This window comes from Chelatococcus daeguensis, from assembly GCF_001887265.1.
In the GTDB taxonomy this organism is placed as follows: domain Bacteria; phylum Pseudomonadota; class Alphaproteobacteria; order Rhizobiales; family Beijerinckiaceae; genus Chelatococcus_A; species Chelatococcus_A sambhunathii.
In genome coordinates this window covers 3,126,180-3,144,570 of sequence record NZ_CP018095.1, presented here as the reverse complement: position 1 = coordinate 3,144,570, position 18,391 = coordinate 3,126,180, and the positions used below count along the sequence as shown (strand labels likewise).

Annotated in this window: 20 protein-coding genes; 9 read left to right on the top strand and 11 right to left on the bottom strand. The window is 66.9% G+C overall.

The features are described from left to right. Positions 1 to 6: 6 nt before the first annotated feature. Positions 7 to 1,713, top strand: a complete 1,707-nt coding sequence (locus BOQ54_RS14940) for a methyl-accepting chemotaxis protein (RefSeq protein ID WP_055457821.1) — start codon at positions 7 to 9, stop codon at positions 1,711 to 1,713. Positions 1,714 to 1,835: 122 nt separating this feature from the next. On the opposite strand, the gene BOQ54_RS14935 is transcribed toward BOQ54_RS14940, so the two are convergent. The 5 genes from BOQ54_RS14935 to BOQ54_RS14915 are packed head-to-tail and all read right to left on the bottom strand — an operon-like array spanning position 1,836 to position 7,047. Further along, entirely contained in the window at positions 1,836 to 2,585 is a 750-nt protein-coding gene (locus tag BOQ54_RS14935) for an ABC transporter ATP-binding protein (protein WP_063187209.1), read from the bottom strand. Continuing rightward, positions 2,582 to 3,415: an ABC transporter ATP-binding protein gene (locus tag BOQ54_RS14930; protein WP_055457820.1), complete on the bottom strand. Its 834-nt coding sequence runs from the start codon at positions 3,413 to 3,415 to the stop codon at positions 2,582 to 2,584. The genes BOQ54_RS14935 and BOQ54_RS14930 overlap by 4 nt, the downstream gene beginning before the upstream one ends. Continuing rightward, complete coding sequence (gene nikC, locus BOQ54_RS14925) at positions 3,412 to 4,332, bottom strand: nickel transporter permease (RefSeq protein WP_055457819.1); 921 nt, start codon at positions 4,330 to 4,332, stop codon at positions 3,412 to 3,414. The genes BOQ54_RS14930 and nikC overlap by 4 nt, the downstream gene beginning before the upstream one ends. Before the next feature lie 14 nt (positions 4,333 to 4,346). Further along, entirely contained in the window at positions 4,347 to 5,414 is a 1,068-nt protein-coding gene (locus BOQ54_RS14920) for an ABC transporter permease (RefSeq protein ID WP_055457818.1), read from the bottom strand. A 7-nt stretch (positions 5,415 to 5,421) separates the two neighbouring features. Then, complete coding sequence (locus tag BOQ54_RS14915; RefSeq protein ID WP_071924531.1) at positions 5,422 to 7,047, bottom strand: ABC transporter substrate-binding protein; 1,626 nt, start codon at positions 7,045 to 7,047, stop codon at positions 5,422 to 5,424. Positions 7,048 to 7,294: 247 nt separating this feature from the next. Here BOQ54_RS14915 and BOQ54_RS14910 point away from each other — a divergent pair, with 247 nt between their 5' ends. The 4 genes from BOQ54_RS14910 to BOQ54_RS14895 all read left to right on the top strand — a co-directional run bounded on the left by BOQ54_RS14910 (position 7,295) and on the right by BOQ54_RS14895 (position 10,998). Then, on the top strand, positions 7,295 to 8,311 hold the full coding sequence (locus BOQ54_RS14910; RefSeq protein ID WP_071924186.1) for an NAD-dependent epimerase: 1,017 nt from the start codon (positions 7,295 to 7,297) through the stop codon (positions 8,309 to 8,311). After that, a complete protein-coding gene (locus BOQ54_RS14905; RefSeq protein ID WP_055457816.1) occupies positions 8,301 to 9,596 on the top strand; it encodes a nucleotide sugar dehydrogenase in 1,296 nt (431 codons plus the stop codon). Before BOQ54_RS14910 ends, BOQ54_RS14905 begins: the two co-directional genes overlap by 11 nt. A gap of 112 nt (positions 9,597 to 9,708) precedes the next feature. Then, on the top strand, positions 9,709 to 10,227 hold the full coding sequence (locus BOQ54_RS14900; RefSeq protein ID WP_071924185.1) for a hypothetical protein: 519 nt from the start codon (positions 9,709 to 9,711) through the stop codon (positions 10,225 to 10,227). A gap of 87 nt (positions 10,228 to 10,314) precedes the next feature. Further along, positions 10,315 to 10,998, top strand: coding sequence for an MOSC domain-containing protein (locus BOQ54_RS14895; protein ID WP_055457814.1), 684 nt, complete (start codon positions 10,315 to 10,317; stop codon positions 10,996 to 10,998). On the opposite strand, the gene BOQ54_RS14890 is transcribed toward BOQ54_RS14895, so the two are convergent. Together BOQ54_RS14890 and BOQ54_RS14885 are read right to left on the bottom strand one after the other, a co-directional pair. After that, complete coding sequence (locus BOQ54_RS14890; protein ID WP_071924184.1) at positions 10,999 to 12,744, bottom strand: histidine kinase dimerization/phosphoacceptor domain -containing protein; 1,746 nt, start codon at positions 12,742 to 12,744, stop codon at positions 10,999 to 11,001. It abuts the gene before it with no gap. Positions 12,745 to 12,878: 134 nt separating this feature from the next. After that, the gene (locus tag BOQ54_RS14885) at positions 12,879 to 13,157 is read right to left on the bottom strand and encodes a NepR family anti-sigma factor (protein WP_169790078.1); all 279 of its coding nucleotides are present in this window, start codon (positions 13,155 to 13,157) and stop codon (positions 12,879 to 12,881) included. A 195-nt stretch (positions 13,158 to 13,352) separates the two neighbouring features. Between BOQ54_RS14885 and BOQ54_RS14880 the strand changes: the two genes are divergently transcribed. Continuing rightward, positions 13,353 to 14,165 (top strand): response regulator, encoded by an 813-nt coding sequence (locus BOQ54_RS14880; RefSeq protein ID WP_055457939.1) that lies wholly within the window; start codon positions 13,353 to 13,355, stop codon positions 14,163 to 14,165. Between the two features lie 54 nt (positions 14,166 to 14,219). Here the strand turns inward: BOQ54_RS14880 and BOQ54_RS14875 are convergent, their stop codons facing one another. The 3 genes from BOQ54_RS14875 to BOQ54_RS14865 are packed head-to-tail and all read right to left on the bottom strand — an operon-like array spanning position 14,220 to position 15,259. Continuing rightward, complete coding sequence (locus BOQ54_RS14875; protein ID WP_055457812.1) at positions 14,220 to 14,675, bottom strand: hypothetical protein; 456 nt, start codon at positions 14,673 to 14,675, stop codon at positions 14,220 to 14,222. Then, positions 14,675 to 15,025: a DUF883 family protein gene (locus tag BOQ54_RS14870; protein ID WP_071924183.1), complete on the bottom strand. Its 351-nt coding sequence runs from the start codon at positions 15,023 to 15,025 to the stop codon at positions 14,675 to 14,677. Before BOQ54_RS14870 ends, BOQ54_RS14875 begins: the two co-directional genes overlap by 1 nt. Before the next feature lie 36 nt (positions 15,026 to 15,061). Continuing rightward, positions 15,062 to 15,259 (bottom strand): CsbD family protein, encoded by a 198-nt coding sequence (locus BOQ54_RS14865; RefSeq protein ID WP_055457938.1) that lies wholly within the window; start codon positions 15,257 to 15,259, stop codon positions 15,062 to 15,064. 69 nt (positions 15,260 to 15,328) lie between these two features. Between BOQ54_RS14865 and BOQ54_RS20410 the strand changes: the two genes are divergently transcribed. Both BOQ54_RS20410 and BOQ54_RS14860 read left to right on the top strand, forming a co-directional pair. Further along, positions 15,329 to 15,763: a NepR family anti-sigma factor gene (locus BOQ54_RS20410; RefSeq protein WP_348602917.1), complete on the top strand. Its 435-nt coding sequence runs from the start codon at positions 15,329 to 15,331 to the stop codon at positions 15,761 to 15,763. Beyond that, positions 15,750 to 16,313 carry a sigma-70 family RNA polymerase sigma factor gene (locus tag BOQ54_RS14860; RefSeq protein ID WP_055457810.1) on the top strand — a complete coding sequence of 188 codons (564 nt, stop codon included), beginning with the start codon at positions 15,750 to 15,752 and terminating at the stop codon, positions 16,311 to 16,313. The genes BOQ54_RS20410 and BOQ54_RS14860 overlap by 14 nt, the downstream gene beginning before the upstream one ends. A gap of 6 nt (positions 16,314 to 16,319) precedes the next feature. Here BOQ54_RS14860 and BOQ54_RS14855 read toward each other — a convergent pair whose 3' ends face one another. After that, on the bottom strand, positions 16,320 to 17,222 hold the full coding sequence (locus BOQ54_RS14855) for a CHAD domain-containing protein (protein WP_071924182.1): 903 nt from the start codon (positions 17,220 to 17,222) through the stop codon (positions 16,320 to 16,322). 180 nt (positions 17,223 to 17,402) lie between these two features. Between BOQ54_RS14855 and BOQ54_RS14850 the strand changes: the two genes are divergently transcribed. Continuing rightward, positions 17,403 to 18,386, top strand: a complete 984-nt coding sequence (locus BOQ54_RS14850; RefSeq protein ID WP_055457808.1) for a TAXI family TRAP transporter solute-binding subunit — start codon at positions 17,403 to 17,405, stop codon at positions 18,384 to 18,386. Positions 18,387 to 18,391 lie beyond the last annotated feature (5 nt).

Below are 18,391 nucleotides of genomic sequence, written 5' to 3'. Positions count from 1 at the left end.
AACGGATTGGGTCGCTTTCTGGGAAAGATCGGCCTCAGGACGATCGGCGCGCGGCTGGCGGCGGTCGTCGCACTCTTTGCGGTGAGCACGGCTGCGATCGTGGCCATCCTTGCATCCATGCAGGCCACCTCGATCCGCGATGCCCGCGTGGACATGCTGCAGTCAGTGACGGGTGTCGTCATCAAAGCCATCGACCAGCAGTTCCAGGAAACGGCGAAGGGCCTCATCGGCGAGGGCTGGGCGCAGCAGCGCGCTCGCGCTGTGGTCCGTGCCATGCGCTACAACGGCGAAGAATATTTCTTCATCATCGACGACGAGGGCAATTCCATCGTCAACGGCGGCCAGCCAGCGATGGAGGGCAAGAATATCCTGGACGCAAAGGACGCCAACGGCGTGGCTTACGTCAAGGAAATGATTGCCATCAGCAAGGACAAGGGATCCGGCTACGTCGCCTACGACTATCCGCGGGCAGGTGGGGACATGTCGCAGGCAGTGCCCAAGCTCGCCTATGTCGAGCGCTTCGGTCCCTGGGGCTGGACCGTCGGCACCGGCGTCTATACCGACGACGTGACGGCGCGCATCCAGCACGCCGCGCTCGTGGCGGCTGCGGTCGGCTTCGCCTTCTTTCTCGTCATCGGCGGCTTCGCCTTCATCTTCGCCCGTAACCTCACACGGCGCATGCGCAACCTGCGCGACGTTATGCTGCGCCTGGCCGATGGCGACAGCAACGTCGTGGTGCCACCGGTTGTCGGCCGCGACGAGATCGACGAGATGACGGGCGCGGTCGAGGTCTTCCGCGAGAATGCCATCGAGCGCGAGCGGCTCGCCGCCGAACAGGAGGCCGAACAACTCGCCAAGGAAGAGCGGGCGCGCAATATCGAGGCGCTGGTCAGCCAGTTCGAAGCCGAAGCGATGGGCGTTGCGCGCGCTGTCGCCGCCGCAGCTTCGCAACTGCAGCAGAATGCGGGCGCCATGAACTCCGCAGCCGAAGAGACCAGTCGCCAGTCGACGACGGTTGCCGCGGCCGCGGAACAGGCGACGAGCAATGTCAACACAGTCGCCTCGGCCGCCGAGCAGCTCACGGCCTCCATCCGCGAGATCGGCCAGCAGGTCACGACGGCCGCCCGTGTCGCAAGTGCCGCCAACGGCCAGACGAAGTCGGCAGCGGACGTGGTGCGCGGCCTCGCCTCCAGTGCCCAGCGCATCGGCGAGGTGGTGAGCCTGATCACCGATATCGCCTCGCAGACCAGCCTGCTCGCCCTCAACGCCACCATCGAGGCGGCGCGGGCGGGCGAAGCGGGCCGCGGCTTCGCCGTCGTTGCCACCGAGGTCAAGAATCTCGCCGAGCAGACGGCCAAGGCCACCGACGACATCTCGGCCCAGATCGCAGCGGTGCAGAACGCGACCAACGACGTGGTGGCGGCTATCGACAGCATTACCGAGACCATCCGTCAGATCGACGAGGTGTCGACGACGATCGCCTCGGCGGTGGACCAGCAGGGCGCGACGACCAACGAGATCGCCCGCAACGTCTCGCAGGCTGCCCAGGGGACGCAGGAAGTGTCGTCGAACATCACTGGCGTCAGCCGTGCGGCGGCCGAAACGGGTGTCGTCTCCAGTCAGATCGTCGAGGCGGCCAACGACCTCGTGCGTCAGTCCGACGCCCTGCGCCAGCAGGTCGACGGCTTCATCCGACAGGTGAAGGCAGCCTGACCAAGGCGACCTAAGCCATCCCTGCGAGGGTTCAACGAACATCCGCCGCGCGACGGGCGCGGCGGATTTTCTTGTTTGCAAGGGAGCGAGCGGGGCACGGAGCAGTGGCTGCCGGTCCAGCCTTAAGCCTCGCGCCGGAAGCCCTCGCTCGCCACCATCAGCTCGCGCGTATAGGCCGTTTCGATGCGCCGGGCGGCGAGGTCGGCGGAGGTGAGGAGCTCCACCGGCCGGCCGTGCTGCATGACCAGCAGGCGCTCGCACATGTGCGTGACGACGGCGAGATCGTGGCTGACGAGAACATAGGTGAGCCCGCGCTCGCGGCGGATGTCCTCAAGGAGGTTGAGCACCTCGGCCTGCACCGAGGCGTCGAGAGCCGAGGTCGGCTCATCGAGCAGCAGGATCGACGGCTCGAGGATCAGGGCGCGGGCGATGGCGACCCGCTGGCGCTGGCCGCCCGACAGCTGGTGCGGATAGCGGAAGCGGAAGCCCTTGCCAAGCCCCACCTCGTCGAGGGCCTTCAGGATGCGCCGCTCGGCATCGCCGATGCCGTGCACGGCAAGCGGCTCAGCGAGCGCCCGGTCGATGGTGTGGCGCGGATGCAGCGAGCCGTAGGGGTCCTGGAAGACCATCTGCACCCGGCGGTAGAAGCTCTTGCTGCGCGCGTGACTGATCGTCTCGCCGCCGATGGAGATGGTGCCATCGGCGATCGGTGCGAGGCCGGCAACGGCCCGGAGAACCGTCGATTTGCCCGAGCCCGATTCCCCGACGAGGCCGAAGGATTCGCCCTCCCGCACCGAGAAGCTGACGCCATCGACGGCGCGAAAATCGTCGAATACGACTGCAAGGCCCTTGATCGCGAGTGCGTCCGTCATGCCGCCCACTCCGGCTTGCGGTCGAGCACTGGCAGGGGATGGTGGCTCTGCCCGAGCTTCGGCAGGCAGTTCAGCAGCCCCTGGGTATAGGGATGCTGCGATTGGTGCAGCCTGTCAGCCGCGATTTCCTCCACCACGCGGCCGGCATACATGACGAGCACCCGGTCGCAGAAGGAGGAGACGAGCCTGAGATCGTGCGAGACGAAGATCAGGCCCATGCCGCGCTCGGCCACGAGCCTGTCGAGGATCGAGAGCACCTGCAGTTGCACGGTCACGTCGAGGGCCGAGGTCGGCTCGTCGGCGATGAGCATGTCCGGCTCAGCAACGAGCATCATGGCGATCATGGCGCGCTGGCCCATGCCGCCCGAGACCTCGTGCGGATAGAGGTTGAAGACGCGCTCAGGGTCCCGGATCTGCACCGCCTCCAGCATGGCGAGCGTGCGCCGGCGCGCCTCGGCGCCCGAGCCGCGGCCGTGGGCGGCGAGGGTTTCCATGATTTGCTCGCCGATGCGCATCACCGGGTTGAGCGAGAACTTGGGATCCTGCAGCACCATGGCGATGCGCTTGCCGCGCAGCGCCCGGCGTTCCTTCTCGCTTGCCGCGAGCAAGTCGATGCCGTCGAAGACGAGGCGGCCGGCGGTGACGTGTGCATGCGGCGGGGTGAGGCCAAGGATGGCGCGGCCGGTCTGCGATTTGCCCGAGCCCGATTCGCCGACGATGCCGAGGCGCTCGCGTCCGAGGGTGAAGGAGACACCGCGCACGGCCTCCACCATGCCCGAGCGCGTGGGAAAGCTGACTCGCAGGTTTTCGACATGGAGGAGCGCGCTCATTGGCCGGCCGCCTTGGGGTCGAGCGCGTCGCGCAGGCCATCGCCCAGCAGGTTGAAGCCGAGACTGACGACAAAGATCGCGACGCCGGGGGCTGCGGCGACCCACCATTGGTCGAGCACGAAGCGGCGTCCCGAGGCGATCATGGCGCCCCATTCGGGCGAGGGCGGCTGGGCGCCGAGGCCGAGGAAACCGAGGCCGGCCGCCGTCAGGATGATGCCGGCCATGTCGAGCGTCACGCGCACAATCACGGACGATACGCACAGCGGCATAATGTGACGGGCAATGATGCGCGCGGGCGAGGCCCCTATCAGCCGCACCGCATTGATGTAGTCCGCATGGCGCAGCGTCAGCGTCTCGGCGCGGGCGATGCGGGCATAGGGCGGCCACGAGGTGATGGCGATGGCGATCACGGCATTGACGATTCCGGGCCCCAGCGCCGCGACGAAGGCGAGCGCCAGCACGAGGCGTGGGAAGGCGAGAAAGATGTCGGTGATGCGCATCAGCACGGCATCGACCCAGCCGCCCGCATAGCCCGCGATGGTGCCGATGAGGAGGCCGACCGGCGCGGCTATGACCGCAACCAGGATGACGACGAAGAGGGTGATGCGCGAGCCGTGCACCACGCGGGCGAAGATGTCGCGCCCCTGGTCGTCGGTGCCGAACCAGTGCATAGCGCTCGGCGGCAGCAGGCGGGCGGTGCGCAGGTCACCGTCGGTCACGGCCGAATAGGGCGCGATCATGTCGGCGAAGACGGCGACGAGGAGGAGGGCCAGGATGATGAAGAGGCCCGCCATGGCGAGCCGGTTGTCGGCAAAGCGAGACCAGGCGGCATAGGCACGGCCGAGGCGGGCCTGTCGGCGCGAGGCCGGTCGCTCGCTCGTCAGCCATGCGCGCCAGGTTTGAGCATCGTTGGTCATCTTGCGCGGGTCCGCTATCGGGCTCGGGTTCTGGGGTCGAGGACGCGGTAGAGCAGGTCGGACAACAGGTTGAGGCCGATGAAGACGGAGCCGACGACGATGGTGCCGCCGAGGACGGCGTTCATGTCCGCGTTCTGCAGCGAATCGGTGATGTAGAGGCCGAGGCCCGGCCAGGAGAACACCGTCTCCGTCAGCACCGAGCCTTCGAGCAGGTTGGCGTAGGACAAAGCGATGACCGTGACGAGCGGCACCAGCGCATTGCGCAGCGCGTGGCGCCAGATGACCGTTCGCTCCGACAGACCCTTCGCCCTTGCCGCCACGACATATTCCTGCCCGAGCTCCGTCAGCATGAAGGAGCGCGTCATGCGGCTGATATAGGCCATCGAGAAATAGCCGAGCAGCGACGCCGGCAGGATGAGATGGCCGAAGACGTTGCGGAATGCCTCCCACTCGCCCTGCATGGCCGTGTCGAGCAGCAAGATGCCGGTGACGGGCGTCACGGTGTATTCGTAGACCACGTCGATGCGGCCCGGCCCCTCCACCCAGCCGAGGCGGGCGTAGAAGACGAGCAGCGCCATCAGACCCAGCCAGAAGATCGGCACCGAATAGCCGACGAGACCGATGACGCGCACAATCTGGTCGAGGAAGCTGCCGCGCCGTACCGCTGCAAGGACGCCGAGCGGCACGCCGAGAAGGGCGCCGATGAGCGTGCCGAGCGTAGCGAGTTCCAGCGTCGCGGGGAAGACGCGGCGGATGTCGGTCATCACCGGGTTCGACGTCAGCACCGAGATGCCGAAATCGCCCGTCAGCGCCTTGCCGACATAGATGACGAACTGCTGGTAGAGCGGCAGGTTGAGGCCGAGTTCCTCGCGCACGCGCTCGACGACGTGCGAGGGCGCCCGGTCGCCGACGATGGCGAGCACCGGATCGACGGGAATGACGCGGCCGATGAAGAAGGTGACGGCGAGGAGGCCGAGATAGGTCAGCGCGACGACGACGAGAAAGCGCGCGACGGCCATGGCCGTGGAACGCAGGCGGGCGCGTCTGCGCCCGCCCGCTCCGGCGGAACCCGCGAGTGCCATGCGGGCCTCAGTTCTTGGAAACCCTGAAGACGTAGGTCGAATCGGAGGTGGAGCCGAGGACGAAACCTTCGACATTCTTCCGCACGCCCGCGGTCTCGACCATCTGGTAGATGATGACGAAGGGGCTCGTCTTCAGCAGGTCGCGCTGCAACTCGGTGTACATCGCCACGCGCTTGGCCGGGTCACGCTCGAGCACGGCGGCATCAGCCTTCTTGGTCAGTTCCGGAATATCCCAGGCGTTGCGCCAGGCAAGCGGCTTGGAGGCCGCATTGTCGGAATTGTCCGGGTTGCGCGCGAAGGTGTCTGCGTTGGTGTGGGGGTCCCAGTAGTCGGCGCCCCACTGGCCGATGTAGATGTCGTGATTGCGGGCGCGGTACTTGGTCAGCGTCTGCTTGCCGTCGCCGGGGATGATCTCGAGTTTGATGCCGGCCTGGGCAAAGGTACGTTGGACGGCCTCGGCAATGCCGGCGACCGGCTGCGTCTGACGTACGTCCATGGTGACGGAGAAGCCGTCCTTCAGTCCCGCCTTCTCCAGCAATTCCTTGGCCTTGGCGATGTCGAGCTTGTAGGGCTTCTCGTCGATGGCGCCGAGCAGACCCATGGGCAGGAAGGTCTGATGGATGGTGCCGATGCCCTTGATCAGCGTCGCGCCTATGGCGTCGTAATCGACCAGCCACTTCATCGCCTCGCGCACCTCGGGCTTGGCGAGGGTCGGGTTCTTCTGGTTGAGGCTGAAGTAGTAGATCGTGCCCTTGGGCCGGTTGGTGATGGCGATGTCGGCGTTCTTCTCCACCGCCGCCAGATCTTCCGGGCTCAGGTTGCGGGCGATGTCCACGTCGCCCTTCTCCAGCAGGAGACGCTGGGTCGCGCTTTCCTTCACGTGGCGATAGATGACGCGCGGCAGCTTGGCCTTCTCGCCGTAGTAGTTGTCGTTGCGCTCGAGCGCCAGGATCTCGTTGGCGCGCCAGTCGCGGATCTTCATCGGGCCGGAGCCGGCATAGTTCGTCTTGAGCCAGGCGTAGCCGAGGTCGCCGTCCTTCTCGTGCTCGAGCACGAGCTTCTTGTCGACGATGGCGGCGACGTTGGCGGTGAGACAATTGAGGACGAAGGTTGGCGCATAGGCCTTGTCGGTCTCGATCACGACGGTGAGGTCGTCGATCTTCTTCACTTTTTCCGCGACATTGTCCTTCGTCAGGCCAAACTGGGTGAGGATGAAGGCCGGCGACAGGTCAAGCTTGACTGCGCGCCGCAGCGAGAAGGCGACGTCGTCTGCCGTCAGCGGGTTGCCGGAGGCGAATCTGAGGCCGGGCTTCAGCTTGAAGGTATAGGTCTTGCCGTCTTCCGAGACCGTCCAGCTTTCGGCGACGTCGCCGTAGAGCTTGGAGGGATCGGCCACATCGAAGCGCACCAGCCGGTCATAAGTGTTGCCCATGATCTCGCCGGCGCTGATCTCGAAGGATTCGGCGGGGTCGAGCGTGATGATGTCGTCGATCGCCCAGGCGAGGACGAGCGTATCCTTCGGGGTCGCTGCGAGGACGACAGGGCTCGTGGAGGCAATGAGGACAGCCGCGGTGGCGCTCAGAAGGCCACGGCGGGTGAAGCCGCGAGCGAAGAGATTTTTCACGGCGATCATGGGCGTGTGGATGGGCGTTCGGGTCATGGACATGGATTGTTCCCCCATTTTGCGCCATACGAGGGCATGACGAGGGACGGGCGTCAAGAGCGCGCGATGGGCAATCCCGGGTGGAGAAAGGGCACAGGTGCCCATGCGGGAGGCAGTCCTTGAGGGGTATGTCCGCGAGGCTGTGCAAAGGCGGCGCCAGCGGTTATGAAGCGCTGTCCGCCGCTGCGGCGGCGGACGAGCTGGACGGGCCAGGCACATGACCATTCTCGTCACCGGCGCTGCCGGCTTCATCGGATACCACACGGCCGAGGCGCTTCTGGCGCGCGGCGAATCCGTGGTCGGCCTCGACATCGTGAACGACTACTACGACCCGGCCCTGAAAGAGGCGCGCCTCGCGCGGCTCGCCAGCCGCGCCGGTTTCGCCGAGGTGCGGGTTGATGTCGCCGATCGGTCGGGGCTCGAGGCGGTCTTTGCCCGCCATCGGCCACGCGGGGTCATTCACCTCGCGGCGCAGGCGGGGGTGCGCTATTCGGTCGAGAACCCGCATGCCTATGCCGGCAGCAATCTCCTCGGCTTTCTCAACATCCTCGAATGCTCGCGGCAGGGGCGCATCGAGCACCTGGTCTATGCCTCGACGAGTTCCGTCTATGGCGCCAACGCCGCCCTGCCATTCTCGGAGCGGCACGGCGTCGGCCATCCGATGAGCCTCTATGCCGCCACCAAACGCGCCAACGAGGTGATGGCGCATTCCTATGCGCATCTCTACGGGCTGGCATGCACCGGGCTGCGCTTCTTCACGGTCTACGGCCCTTGGGGGCGGCCGGACATGGCGCTGTTCAAGTTCACGCGCGCCATCCTCTCGGGTGAGGCCATCGACGTCTATAACAACGGCGACATGCGCCGCGACTTCACTTTTGTCGACGACATTGTTGAGGGCGTGGTGCGCGTGTTCGACCGGCCGGCGCGGCCCGATTCCGCCTGGAACCCGGCGTCGGAACACCCCGATCCCGGCACGAGCGGCGTTGCCCCCTTCCGCATCTACAATATCGGCCGCGGCAGCCCCGTGCCGCTGATGGACTTCGTCCGCGTCCTCGAGGCCAAGCTCGGACGCAGGGCCGTCTGCAATATGCTGCCGATGCAGCCCGGCGACGTGGCTGCCACCTTCGCCGACACGAGCGCCCTCGCGCGCGACACCGGCTATGCGCCCTCGACCTCGGTCGAGACCGGTGTCGGCCGCTTCGTCGACTGGTACCGGGAGTATTATGGTGTCTGACAGGCCGGACCGGGTCATTTCGGTCGTCGGTCTCGGCTATGTCGGCCTGCCGGTGGCCTGCGCCTTCGCCGCGGGCGGCTATCGCGTCATCGCCTTCGACATCGACGCGGGCCGGATCGCGGAACTGAAGGATGGCATCGACCGGACGGGCGAGGTCGAGCCGCAGGAACTGGCGGCGCCGTTGCTCCACCTGACGGGCGATGCCCAGGCGTTGCGCGAGGCAGACTTCCACATCGTCACTGTGCCGACGCCGATCACCCGCCAGCGCCTGCCCGACCTCGGACCGCTCCTCGCCGCCTCGCGCACTGTGGGGCGCGTGCTGAAGCGGGGCGACATCGTCGTTTACGAATCGACCGTCTATCCCGGCGCGACGGAGGAGGACTGCGTGCCGGTGCTGGAGGCCGAGAGCGGCCTTATCTTCGGTCGCGACTTCACGGTCGGCTATTCGCCGGAGCGCATCAACCCCGGCGACCACGCCCATCGGTTCGCCACGATTACCAAGGTCGTCTCCGGCTCGGATCCGGCGACGCGGGCGACGGTCGCGGCCGTGTATGGCGCGGTGGTGCGGGCCGGCATCCACGAGGCGCCGTCCATCAAGGTGGCGGAGGCGGCAAAGGTCATCGAGAACACCCAGCGCGATCTCAATATCGCGCTGATGAACGAGCTTGCCCTTATCTTCGACCGGGTGGGCATCGCCACGAGCGACGTGCTCGACGCGGCCGCGACGAAATGGAACTTCCAGCGCTTCTCGCCGGGCCTCGTCGGCGGCCATTGCATCGGGGTCGATCCCTACTACCTCACCGCCAAGGCCGAGGCGCTCGGCTACCACCCGCAGATGATCCTCGCCGGGCGGCGCATCAACGATGCGATGGGGCATTTCATCGGCGAGAAGCTGGTGAAGCTGCTTCTGGCGCGCGGGCGCGACCTGCACACGGCGCGCGTCGCCATCCTCGGCCTCACCTTCAAGGAGAACGTGCCGGACCTGCGCAACAGCCGCGTGCCGGACATCATCGCCGAACTCGGCGAATACGGCATCCGCCCGCTGGTGCACGATGCCCTGGCGGAAGCGCGCGAGGCCGAGCGCGCCTATGGCGTCGCCCTCGCCGACTGGGGGGCCCTCGACGCGCTCGACGCGGTGGTGCTCGCCGTCCCGCACGGCGCCTATGTCGCGGATGAGGGCGCCCGCATCGCCTCGATGCTGGCGCCGGGCGCTGTCGTGATCGACGTGCGCTCGGCGATCAAGCCGGGGCGCCTGCCGAAGGACGTCCTGCACTGGCGTCTGTGAGGAGGGGCGCAGCCTCCATTCACGCGCGCTTGTCATATTCCAGTCCTATTGCCCTTTCCGTGGCGGGGCGGCAAGAACGACGCCGGCTGATGCCAGAACTCGGGGGGCGGGGATGAAGTGGGCAGCAATCGCGCTGACGCTCGCGGCAAGCGTCGTGGTCGCCGGATGCAAGACGACGGAAGAGGCCAGCAAGGCACTGCGAGGCAAGTGGATCGGCCAGACCGCTGATGCCTTCTTCGTGGAAAACGGCCCGCCGCTGTCGCGCTACGAGCTTGACGGCGGCGGGGCCATCTACACCTGGCGCGGCGGCGAGACGAGCTACGTGCAGCCGGCGCGAGTGCAGACGCAAGGGCCTTCGCAGCCGCTCAACCGTTCCGAGCGCACGGTTACAACCGTGTCCAATCCGGCGCCGGGCACCACCGTCACGCGCACAAAGACCACGTCGACATCCTTCGGTGCCATGATGCCGACTGCCGTCATCGTCGAGCCGGCGCGGCGCGTCGACCTATTCTGCGAAGCGCAGATCGCGACCGATGCACAGGGCGTCATCACCTCGGTGCGCATCAACCGGGATACGGATGGGGCTGGCTTCTCCTTCTCGCGCTGCGCCGAGTTGTTCGGCGACGAATAGCGCCCGGGTCAGGCGGCGACGCCGTGGCGCATGCCGGCCTCGCCGGCGTGCCGCTAGAACGTCGACCAACGAGGAGACACCGGGCCCATGGTTACGATTGAAGCTGTCTTTGCCGGCAAGGCGGTACCCTATGCGCGCGAGGGCATTCTGAGCGCCATCGACAAGCGGCGCCTCGAGGCGCCGGTCGAGATCCTCGCGGAAGGGCTCACCGGCGACGAGCAAGGCGACCGCAAGAACCACGGCGGGCCGGACAAGGCGGTGCACCATTATCCGGCCGAACACTATGAAGCCTGGGCGAAAGAGGGCATCGATATGTCGTCGTTCCTGCCCGACCGGGCGGCCTTCGGCGAGAACTTCCGCACGCGGGGACTCGCCGAAGCGCATGTATGCATCGATGACATCTTCCGGGCCGGCACGGCGCTCGTCCAGGTCTCGCAGGCGCGGCAACCCTGCTGGAAGCTGAACCACCGCTTCGGCCGCAAGGACATGGCGCGGCGCGTGCAGGAGAGCGGCCGCACCGGGTGGTACTACCGGGTGCTGGAGCCGGGGATGGTCGCGTCGGGCGACCGGATGGTCCTCCTCGAGCGGCCGCAGCCGCAATGGCCGGTGTCGCGCGTGCTCCACGTCCTCTATGTCGACATGCTCGACCGCGAGGCTCTGGCGGAACTCGCCCGTCTGCCGCATCTGCCGGCCTCGTGGAAGGCACTGGCGGTGCGGCGGCTGGAGCGCGGGATCGTGGAGGACTGGTCGCGGCGGCTTGGCGAGGGCTGATCAAGCGGGGGCCGGCCCCGGCGCTGGCATGGCGAGTTCGATGCTGCGCTCGCTGGCGCAGGTGGTGTCGAGGGGCCGCGCGGCGAGTTGGCGCACATAAGCGCGTGTCAGGCGCTCGCGCAGCGGATTGAGCGAGCCGACCGCCTCGTCGTCGGCGAAGCGGCAGCTCAGCACGAGCCCGCTCTCCCGACGCACCGCCGTGAGTTCGACGGCCCTGCGGGCGCGCTGCGCCTCGTCCAGATAGGCCGGCAGCAGTGCTGCGAGATAGAGGCCGATGCCGATGGCACGGTCGAGATCAACCGTGACGTCGCGGGCGGCAACCTCGATTCTCACCTGCTCGGCAGGCAGCGCCGCGGAGCGGCGCAGGCCGTCCACCACGTCCTCCAGCAGCTCGGTGAGCGGGGCGTCGGTGATGTCACCGAGCGCGTAGCAGACGCGATAGGCGACGGCCATGGCCTGCACGTGATCCTCGATGAACCGGATGTCGTCGCGCCGCTCCGCGGGCAGCGCCTGCTTGTGCAGGCTGAGCAGGCTGACGATGACCTGGAAGTTGTTCTTGACCCGGTGATGAAGCTCGCGCAACAGCTGCGACTTCTCCTCGGCTACCGTCTCCAGCGCCTCGGCATGCTGGGCGATGTTCTCGGCCATGTTGTCGAAGGCCTCGCCGAGCTCGGCGAGCTCGCTCGGCGCGTGCACGAGCCGCACGGCCCGGACGGAGAAGCGGCCGCTGCCGTAGACCCGCGTCAGGCGCTTGAGGTAGTGCAGCCAGCGCAACACCAGCCGGTCGACGGCGAAGACGATGCCTATCGTCGCGCCCAACAGCATGATGACGGGCGGCATGATGGCGCCCCACAGCTGGCGCTGCTCGTTGCTGAAGAAGGCTGCCGACGGATACCCGGTGAGGACCGTCACTCCCGTCCGCGACGAGCGGGTTGCGAAATAGCGATAGCCATCGCCGCCGCGACTCTCGTCCATGAAGGCATGCGATCCGCTGCCGAACTGCTGGGCGGAGATCCCCCCACGCGGTAGCCAATCGGCCGGGATATTCTCGGTCCGGTACTCGGCGACGAGGCGGTCCGACGGTGAAAGGACGATCGAGCCGTGCTCCTGTGACACCCGCGCCGACCGCAGAGCAATCTCGAAGATGACGTGCGACACGGAGAAGATCGCGACCGTATCGCGGTTGCTTCTGGCGGTGATTGCACTTGCCAGCAGCACCGGGCCGCCGCTGACCGGGCTGTCGAGAACGGCGGTGAGCCCTTGCGCGAGTTGGGTGGACAGTCGCTCCCGGGTCGTCGTGCTGGCGCGGGCAACGAGGGCATCACGATCGAAGCCGTAGGCGCAGCGCAATGTGTCACCAGTAAAGACGGCAACCGCCGTCAGCTCCGGGTAGGAGCCGAGGACCGGGGCGGCGGCGGCGCTGCAACTGTCGGCTGCAGCGCCGGTCTTTGCGAGCTGCGATTCGAGCTCTGCCGCTGCAAGCTGTGCCTCCCGCAGCACCTCGTCAATCTGTGCTGCGACATAGGCGTTGGCCTGGGTGGCGGCATCGATCCGCTCCTGCCGCAGCTGGCGGTTCTGTGCCACCGTCCAGCCGAGAGCGATCAGCGCGGCCGGAAGAAGCACGAGCGCGAGTGCCGCCACGAGGCGGCCGCGCAGGCTGCGGCTGAGACTGTTGACGCCTTCTATCGCCTGGACCTTGCGGTCCTCGTTGGGACTGCCGGTGCCGGCATTGCGAAGGATCGTCATGGCTCGCCGGTCCACTGACCCATGGAGCGCGACCGGTGCACTGGGCGCATGCGCGATCCTAAGGGCACGGACGGCGACCGTTCATGCCAACACGCTTCCATCATCAGGGAAACCGCCAGCAAATCGATCGATCCTCATTGCTTTTCCTCGCCCTCGTCCGGTTCGTCCGCACGTGGGAGGGGGGCGCCCGTTCTGGCGTCGAGTTCCGCCAGCAGCTTCATGAAGCGATCAGGCACCTCCTGCCTCAAGACATCGTCGTAGACGGCACGCAACTGCTGGCCGATCTGAACCTGGACATCCTTGTCGAGGGCCGGACGACTGCGGGGGGCCCTGCCCCCAATTGGAGGCGCGCTCGACGCCGGTTCCTGCTGCCGTTGGGAGCGCCCACCGCTTGCGGCCTTGTCTTCGCCCATATGCCTGCTCGTGTTCCGTCTGCGACTTCCGCCTCTCCATCGATAATGGGCGGAGTTTTAAATTGTTCCTGACCCAACGGAACTTTTTTGAATGGACTCCGTTTGGTCATGATGGTGCTGTCGCCGCGCCAGTGGCGGGGCGGCCCCCACCGCGATGGCGGTGTGCAGACGACGACAACGAAACAGAGGTTGTTCATGTCCCTCGCTCAAGCGATTGCTCCCCATCTACCCTACCTGCGCCGTTTCGCGCGTGTGCTCGCGGGCAGCCAGAGCGGAGGCGATGCCTATGCCGTCGCGACATTGGAGGCGATTCTGGCCGATCCGGCGGCGCTCGACCGGCAGATCGACCTGCGTGTCGCGCTCTATCGCGTTTTCCTCACCGTTTGGCAGTCTGCCCAGCCTGACAAGGCGCCTGCCGCCACCGGTACGGAGGCGCAGGATGAAGGCTTCACGCGCCTTGAGCAGTTGACTCCGCGCCCGCGGGTCGCCTTTCTCCTCGCGGCGGTGGAGGGGTTCCCGACTGCGCATGTAGCCCAGGCCCTCAATTGCAGTGAGGACGAGGCGGCTGCGCTTCTCGCCGAGGCTGGCAAGGAACTCTCGGAACAGCTTGCGACCGACATTCTCATCATTGAGGATGAGCCCATCATCGCCATGGATCTCGAGACGCTGGTCGAAAGCCTCGGCCATCGGGTCATCGACGTGGCGCGGACGCATAGCGAGGCCCTCGAAGCCGTGAAGCGGCATCGGCCGGGCCTGGTGCTCGCCGATATCCAGCTTGCCGACGGTTCGTCCGGCCTCGATGCGGTCAACGACATCCTGGCCGAGGCCGAAATGCCGGTGATCTTCATCACGGCCTATCCGGAGCGACTGCTGACCGGCGCGCGGCCCGAGCCGACCTTCCTCGTCACAAAGCCTTTCAGCCCCGATGCCGTGAAGGCGGTCATCAGTCAGGCGCTGTTCTTCGAGCGGCGCTCGCATCAGGCAGGGCCGGTCGCAGCGGCGAGCTGATCGTGCCGCTGCCGCGCCTCCGCTGAGGGGCGCGGCAGGGGGCCTTCCTAACGGCTATTTCTTCTGAGCCGATCGTCCGGGAGGTTCCAGCAGGCGCCCAGAGACGAAGCCAGCGATCAGCGCGATGAGTATCAGCTGCTTGCCGTCGAGTGATCGGGCGAGTTCGCGCCCCGCCGCCAGGGCGGAGGCTTCGAGCGCCTCGTGCCGCGGCAAGCCCGTCGTCGCGGCCGTTCCGGCTGCGATAGCGCGCGGCCGAGCGCGGCCGGCACGCATCACCAGGAGAAGGATCGTGGCCGCGAGAACGAAGGCCCCGGCGATGATCAGCGGAGCGGCGATGGGCCCATAGAGCTGTTCAAGCCACCGATGTGCGGCGATCGCGGCGAAGACGAGTCCGATGCCGAGTGAGATGGCGGCCAGCAGGCCCAGAACGATGCCGCGCACGATGCGTGCCGCACCCTTCTGCACCTGCTGGCGGACCGCGCCGGTGACGAGCGAGAGCACCCCACCCATCACCGCCGGCTCATCATGCCGAGGATGAGACCGATGCCGCCGGCGATCAGCACCGCCGTGAGCGGATTGCGCTCGATGCTGCGCTCGATCTCAGAGCCGACGGACCGCACCCGTCGCTCGGCGTCGGCGGCCGCATCGCGCGTGGCCCGGGCGAGGTCCTCGGCCGTCGCCGTGAAGCGGTCCATCGTCTCGCCGGCTGCCGTGCGCACGCGCTCGCCGGTTTCATCAAGTTCGCGCTGAAGGAGATTGGAGATCGCCTCGGTCAGACGGCCGATGTCGCCTTTGAGGGCATCGATCTCCCGTCGCAACTCACTCGCCTCGGCGGACCCGTCATCGGTCTTGGTGGCCATCCTCTCCTCCTCGCTTTTGACATGCGCGACGGCGTCTCAGTGCCGGTTCAGCCAGGTCTCGACCTCGCGCTCGGCCTGTTCCTTGGCATAACCGTAGCGCTCCTGGAGGCGGCCGACGAGTTCCGTCCGCTTGCCCTCGATGACGTCGAGGTCGTCATCGGTGAGCTTGCCCCACTGCTGCTGAGCCATGCCTTTGAACTTTTTCCAGTTACCTTCGATCTGATCCCAGTTCATCTCCATCTCCATTGCAAGGAATTCTGAAAGGTCGCATTGCCGTGCCGGCTTTGCCTGGAAAGAACGTCCATGCAGCAGCGATGGTTCCGTCCGCACATCGTCGCCGATCGGTCGGAACTTCTCGTCCGGAGCCACGTTGGTGGATGGAGAAGCACAGGACTGTATGATGATCGTGACAGCGTTTATGGAGACCTTGTTATGTCCATGACGAGCGACGGAAGAGCCGGAGACGGCCGCAACCGACGCCGTGATGCTGCCGTCGGCGGCGGGCCAGCCGTTCGGATGCGCGAGACGGATGGCGGATCCCTCATGGTCGGCGAAAAGAACGGTGCAGCTATTGCGCCGTTCCCGGCCGTGCAACTGGCTGCGCCGCTGCCGGAGCACCTGACGCGGTGCCTCAGAGCCATGTACGACGATGTTCTCGACGAGCCGGTGCCGGATCGCTTCCGTCAACTCCTCGAAGAGCTCGATCGTCAGCAGGGGGCAGCCGATGCAGCCGACTGAGAAGACCAAGCAGGATCTGCTGAAGGCCATCCCGAGCCTGCGAGCTTTCGCTATGTCGCTCGCCGGCAATCCGGATCGTGCAGATGATCTCGTTCAGGAAGCGCTCATCCGTGCCTGGGCCAATTTGGGTTCCTTCACTGAGGGTACCAACATGGTCGCCTGGCTCTATACGATCCTGCGCAACGCCTTCTATTCAGAATATCGCAAGCGCAGCCGCGAGGTCGAGGATGTCGACGGCCGTGCCGCCGCAGCACAGGCCATGCCGCCCTCGCAGCTCGACCACATGAACATGTGTGACTTCCGTACTGCCCTGATGACCCTGCCTGCCGACCAACGCGAGGCGCTCGTGCTCGTAGGGGCCGCGGGCATGTCCTACGAGGAAGCGGCGGAGATCTGCGGCTGCGCGCTCGGTACCATCAAGAGCCGCATCAACCGGGCGCGCACGCGCCTTGCCCAGATGCTCTCCGTCGAGAACGGCGCCGATTTCAGCGCCGATCCCGAATGGCAGGCGGTCCTGGAGCAGCCGGCTCCCGCGGCACGCGCCGGCTGAGCGCGCTCAGCCGGCCTTTTTGCCGAAGGTGGCCTTCAAGGCCCTGGCGAGGCGTCGGCTGTCGCCGTCGAACAGCCTGTCCGCGGCACGGGCGATCTTCTTCTCCAGCCGCCGCTGCTCGCTGCAGACGAGGGAGTCGATGGCGGCGAATTCCGCCCCATCGACGAGGCCGGCGCGCGCGATGGTCTGGCGGGCGTCATGGAGGTCGTGGTGGCGACCGAGGAGATCGCGCAGGTCCTGCATGCGCTTGCGCCGCGTCTCGGTGAGCCGGCCCGCGGCCGCGAGAAAACCGAGATGGTAGCGATGGCGCACGACCCAGCGCCGCGCGGCATGCAGTTCCTCCGCGTCGCCGCTGGCGAGGCCCTTCGCGAGGCGCTGCCGCGCGCGGCGCCCGGTGCGCTTCGCGCCCTTGATGAGGTGCGGCCACGCGTCCGGCAGCGGCCAATTGTCGACGCCCGCGGCCAGTCGGAGCAAGATCTCGGCCACCTGTGCCGCGCGCCGGTGGCCGAGGGCCTCGGCTTCGGCGATGGTGGCATATTCGTCGGCCCACCGGCACAGTCGGGCCAGCAGGGCAGCGGCCGTGCCTCTGGCGCGGGGTACCAGGTCGCCGAGGGTTCCGGCAAGGACGCGCGCCTCACGTGCGCCCGCGAGCAGTGCTGCGCTGTCGCGCAGCTGCGTGTCGATATCGCCGAGTTGCCCGCATGCCGGGTCGGCGAGGCGCAAAAGCGCTCTCAGTGCCTTGATGCCTTTCCGCGTCTCATGGGCGGCCGGCGCCGGCATCGTGTCGAATGTGTCGAGCGCGCGGGACATGTCGGCGAGGAGGGCACGCGCGAGCTGTCGCAAGGCCTCGTCGGCGGGCAAAGAGGGGTCGAGCGCGTGTTCCGCGATGGTCGGCGGACGTGCATCCATGGCGTTATTCGCGGCATCATCAAGCCTGCTGTCAACGGCAAGGTGCGCCCGGGCGGCGAATAGGATCGTGGAGCACGTCGCGGGGCAGCTTTCAAATCCGCAGCTTCCTGATCTAAGCTCGTGAAAGCGCCGTCATCGGCGGCCGCGGGCGTGTGCCCGCATCTCGGGAGGCAATCGATCATGCAGAAACTGTTCTCGCGCCGCGATGTCGCGCGGCTCGGTCTGGGGCTCGGCGCGGCTGCGCTCATGGGGCGCGCAGCCTTCGCGCAGGGGCCGGCCTTCTTCCGCATCGGCACGGGCGGCACGGCGGGCACCTACTATCCCGTTGGCGGCCTCATCGCCAACGCGGTCTCCAATCCGCCCAATCTCATCGTGACGGCGCAGGCGGCCAACGGCTCCGTCGCCAATGTCAACGGCATCGCCTCCGGCGCCATCGAATCCGGCTTCAGCCAGGCGGACGTCGCCTACTGGGCCTATACGGGCACGGGCCTGTTCGAGGGCAAGGGCAAGGTCGACGTGCTGCGGCTCATTGCCAACCTCTATCCGGAGAGCATCCACCTCGTCGTCTCCAAGGCCGCCAACATCAAGTCGGTCGCCGACCTCAAGGGCAAGCGCGTGTCGCTTGACGAGCCGGGCTCGGGCACCCTTGTCGATGCCAAGATCATCCTCGGCGGCTGGGGCCTGACCGAGAAGGACGTGGCGGCGGACTACCTGAAGCCGAACCAGGCAGCCGAGAAGATGCGCGACGGCGGCATGGACGCTTTTTTCTTCGTCGGCGGCTATCCGACGAGCGCCATCGCGGAACTCGCGGCGACCAGTTCCACCGGCATCGACATCGTGCCGATCGACGGCGAAGGCGCGGCCAAGATCATGAACGAATACAAGTTCTTCGCGGCCGACGAGATTCCGGCCGACACCTACAAGGGCGTCGGTGCTGTCAAGACGCTCGCCGTCGGCGCCCAGTGGGTGACCTCCTCGAAGGTGCCGGATGATGTCGTCTACGAGATCGTCAAGGCGCTGTGGAGTGACAAGACCCGCCAGGCGCTCGACGCCGGCCACGCGAAGGGCAAGCTCATCCGCAAGGAGACGGCGCTCGCCGGCGCGGGCATCCCGGTCCATCCGGGCGCCGAGAAGTTCTACAAGGAAGCCGGCCTCTTGAAGTAAGAGCC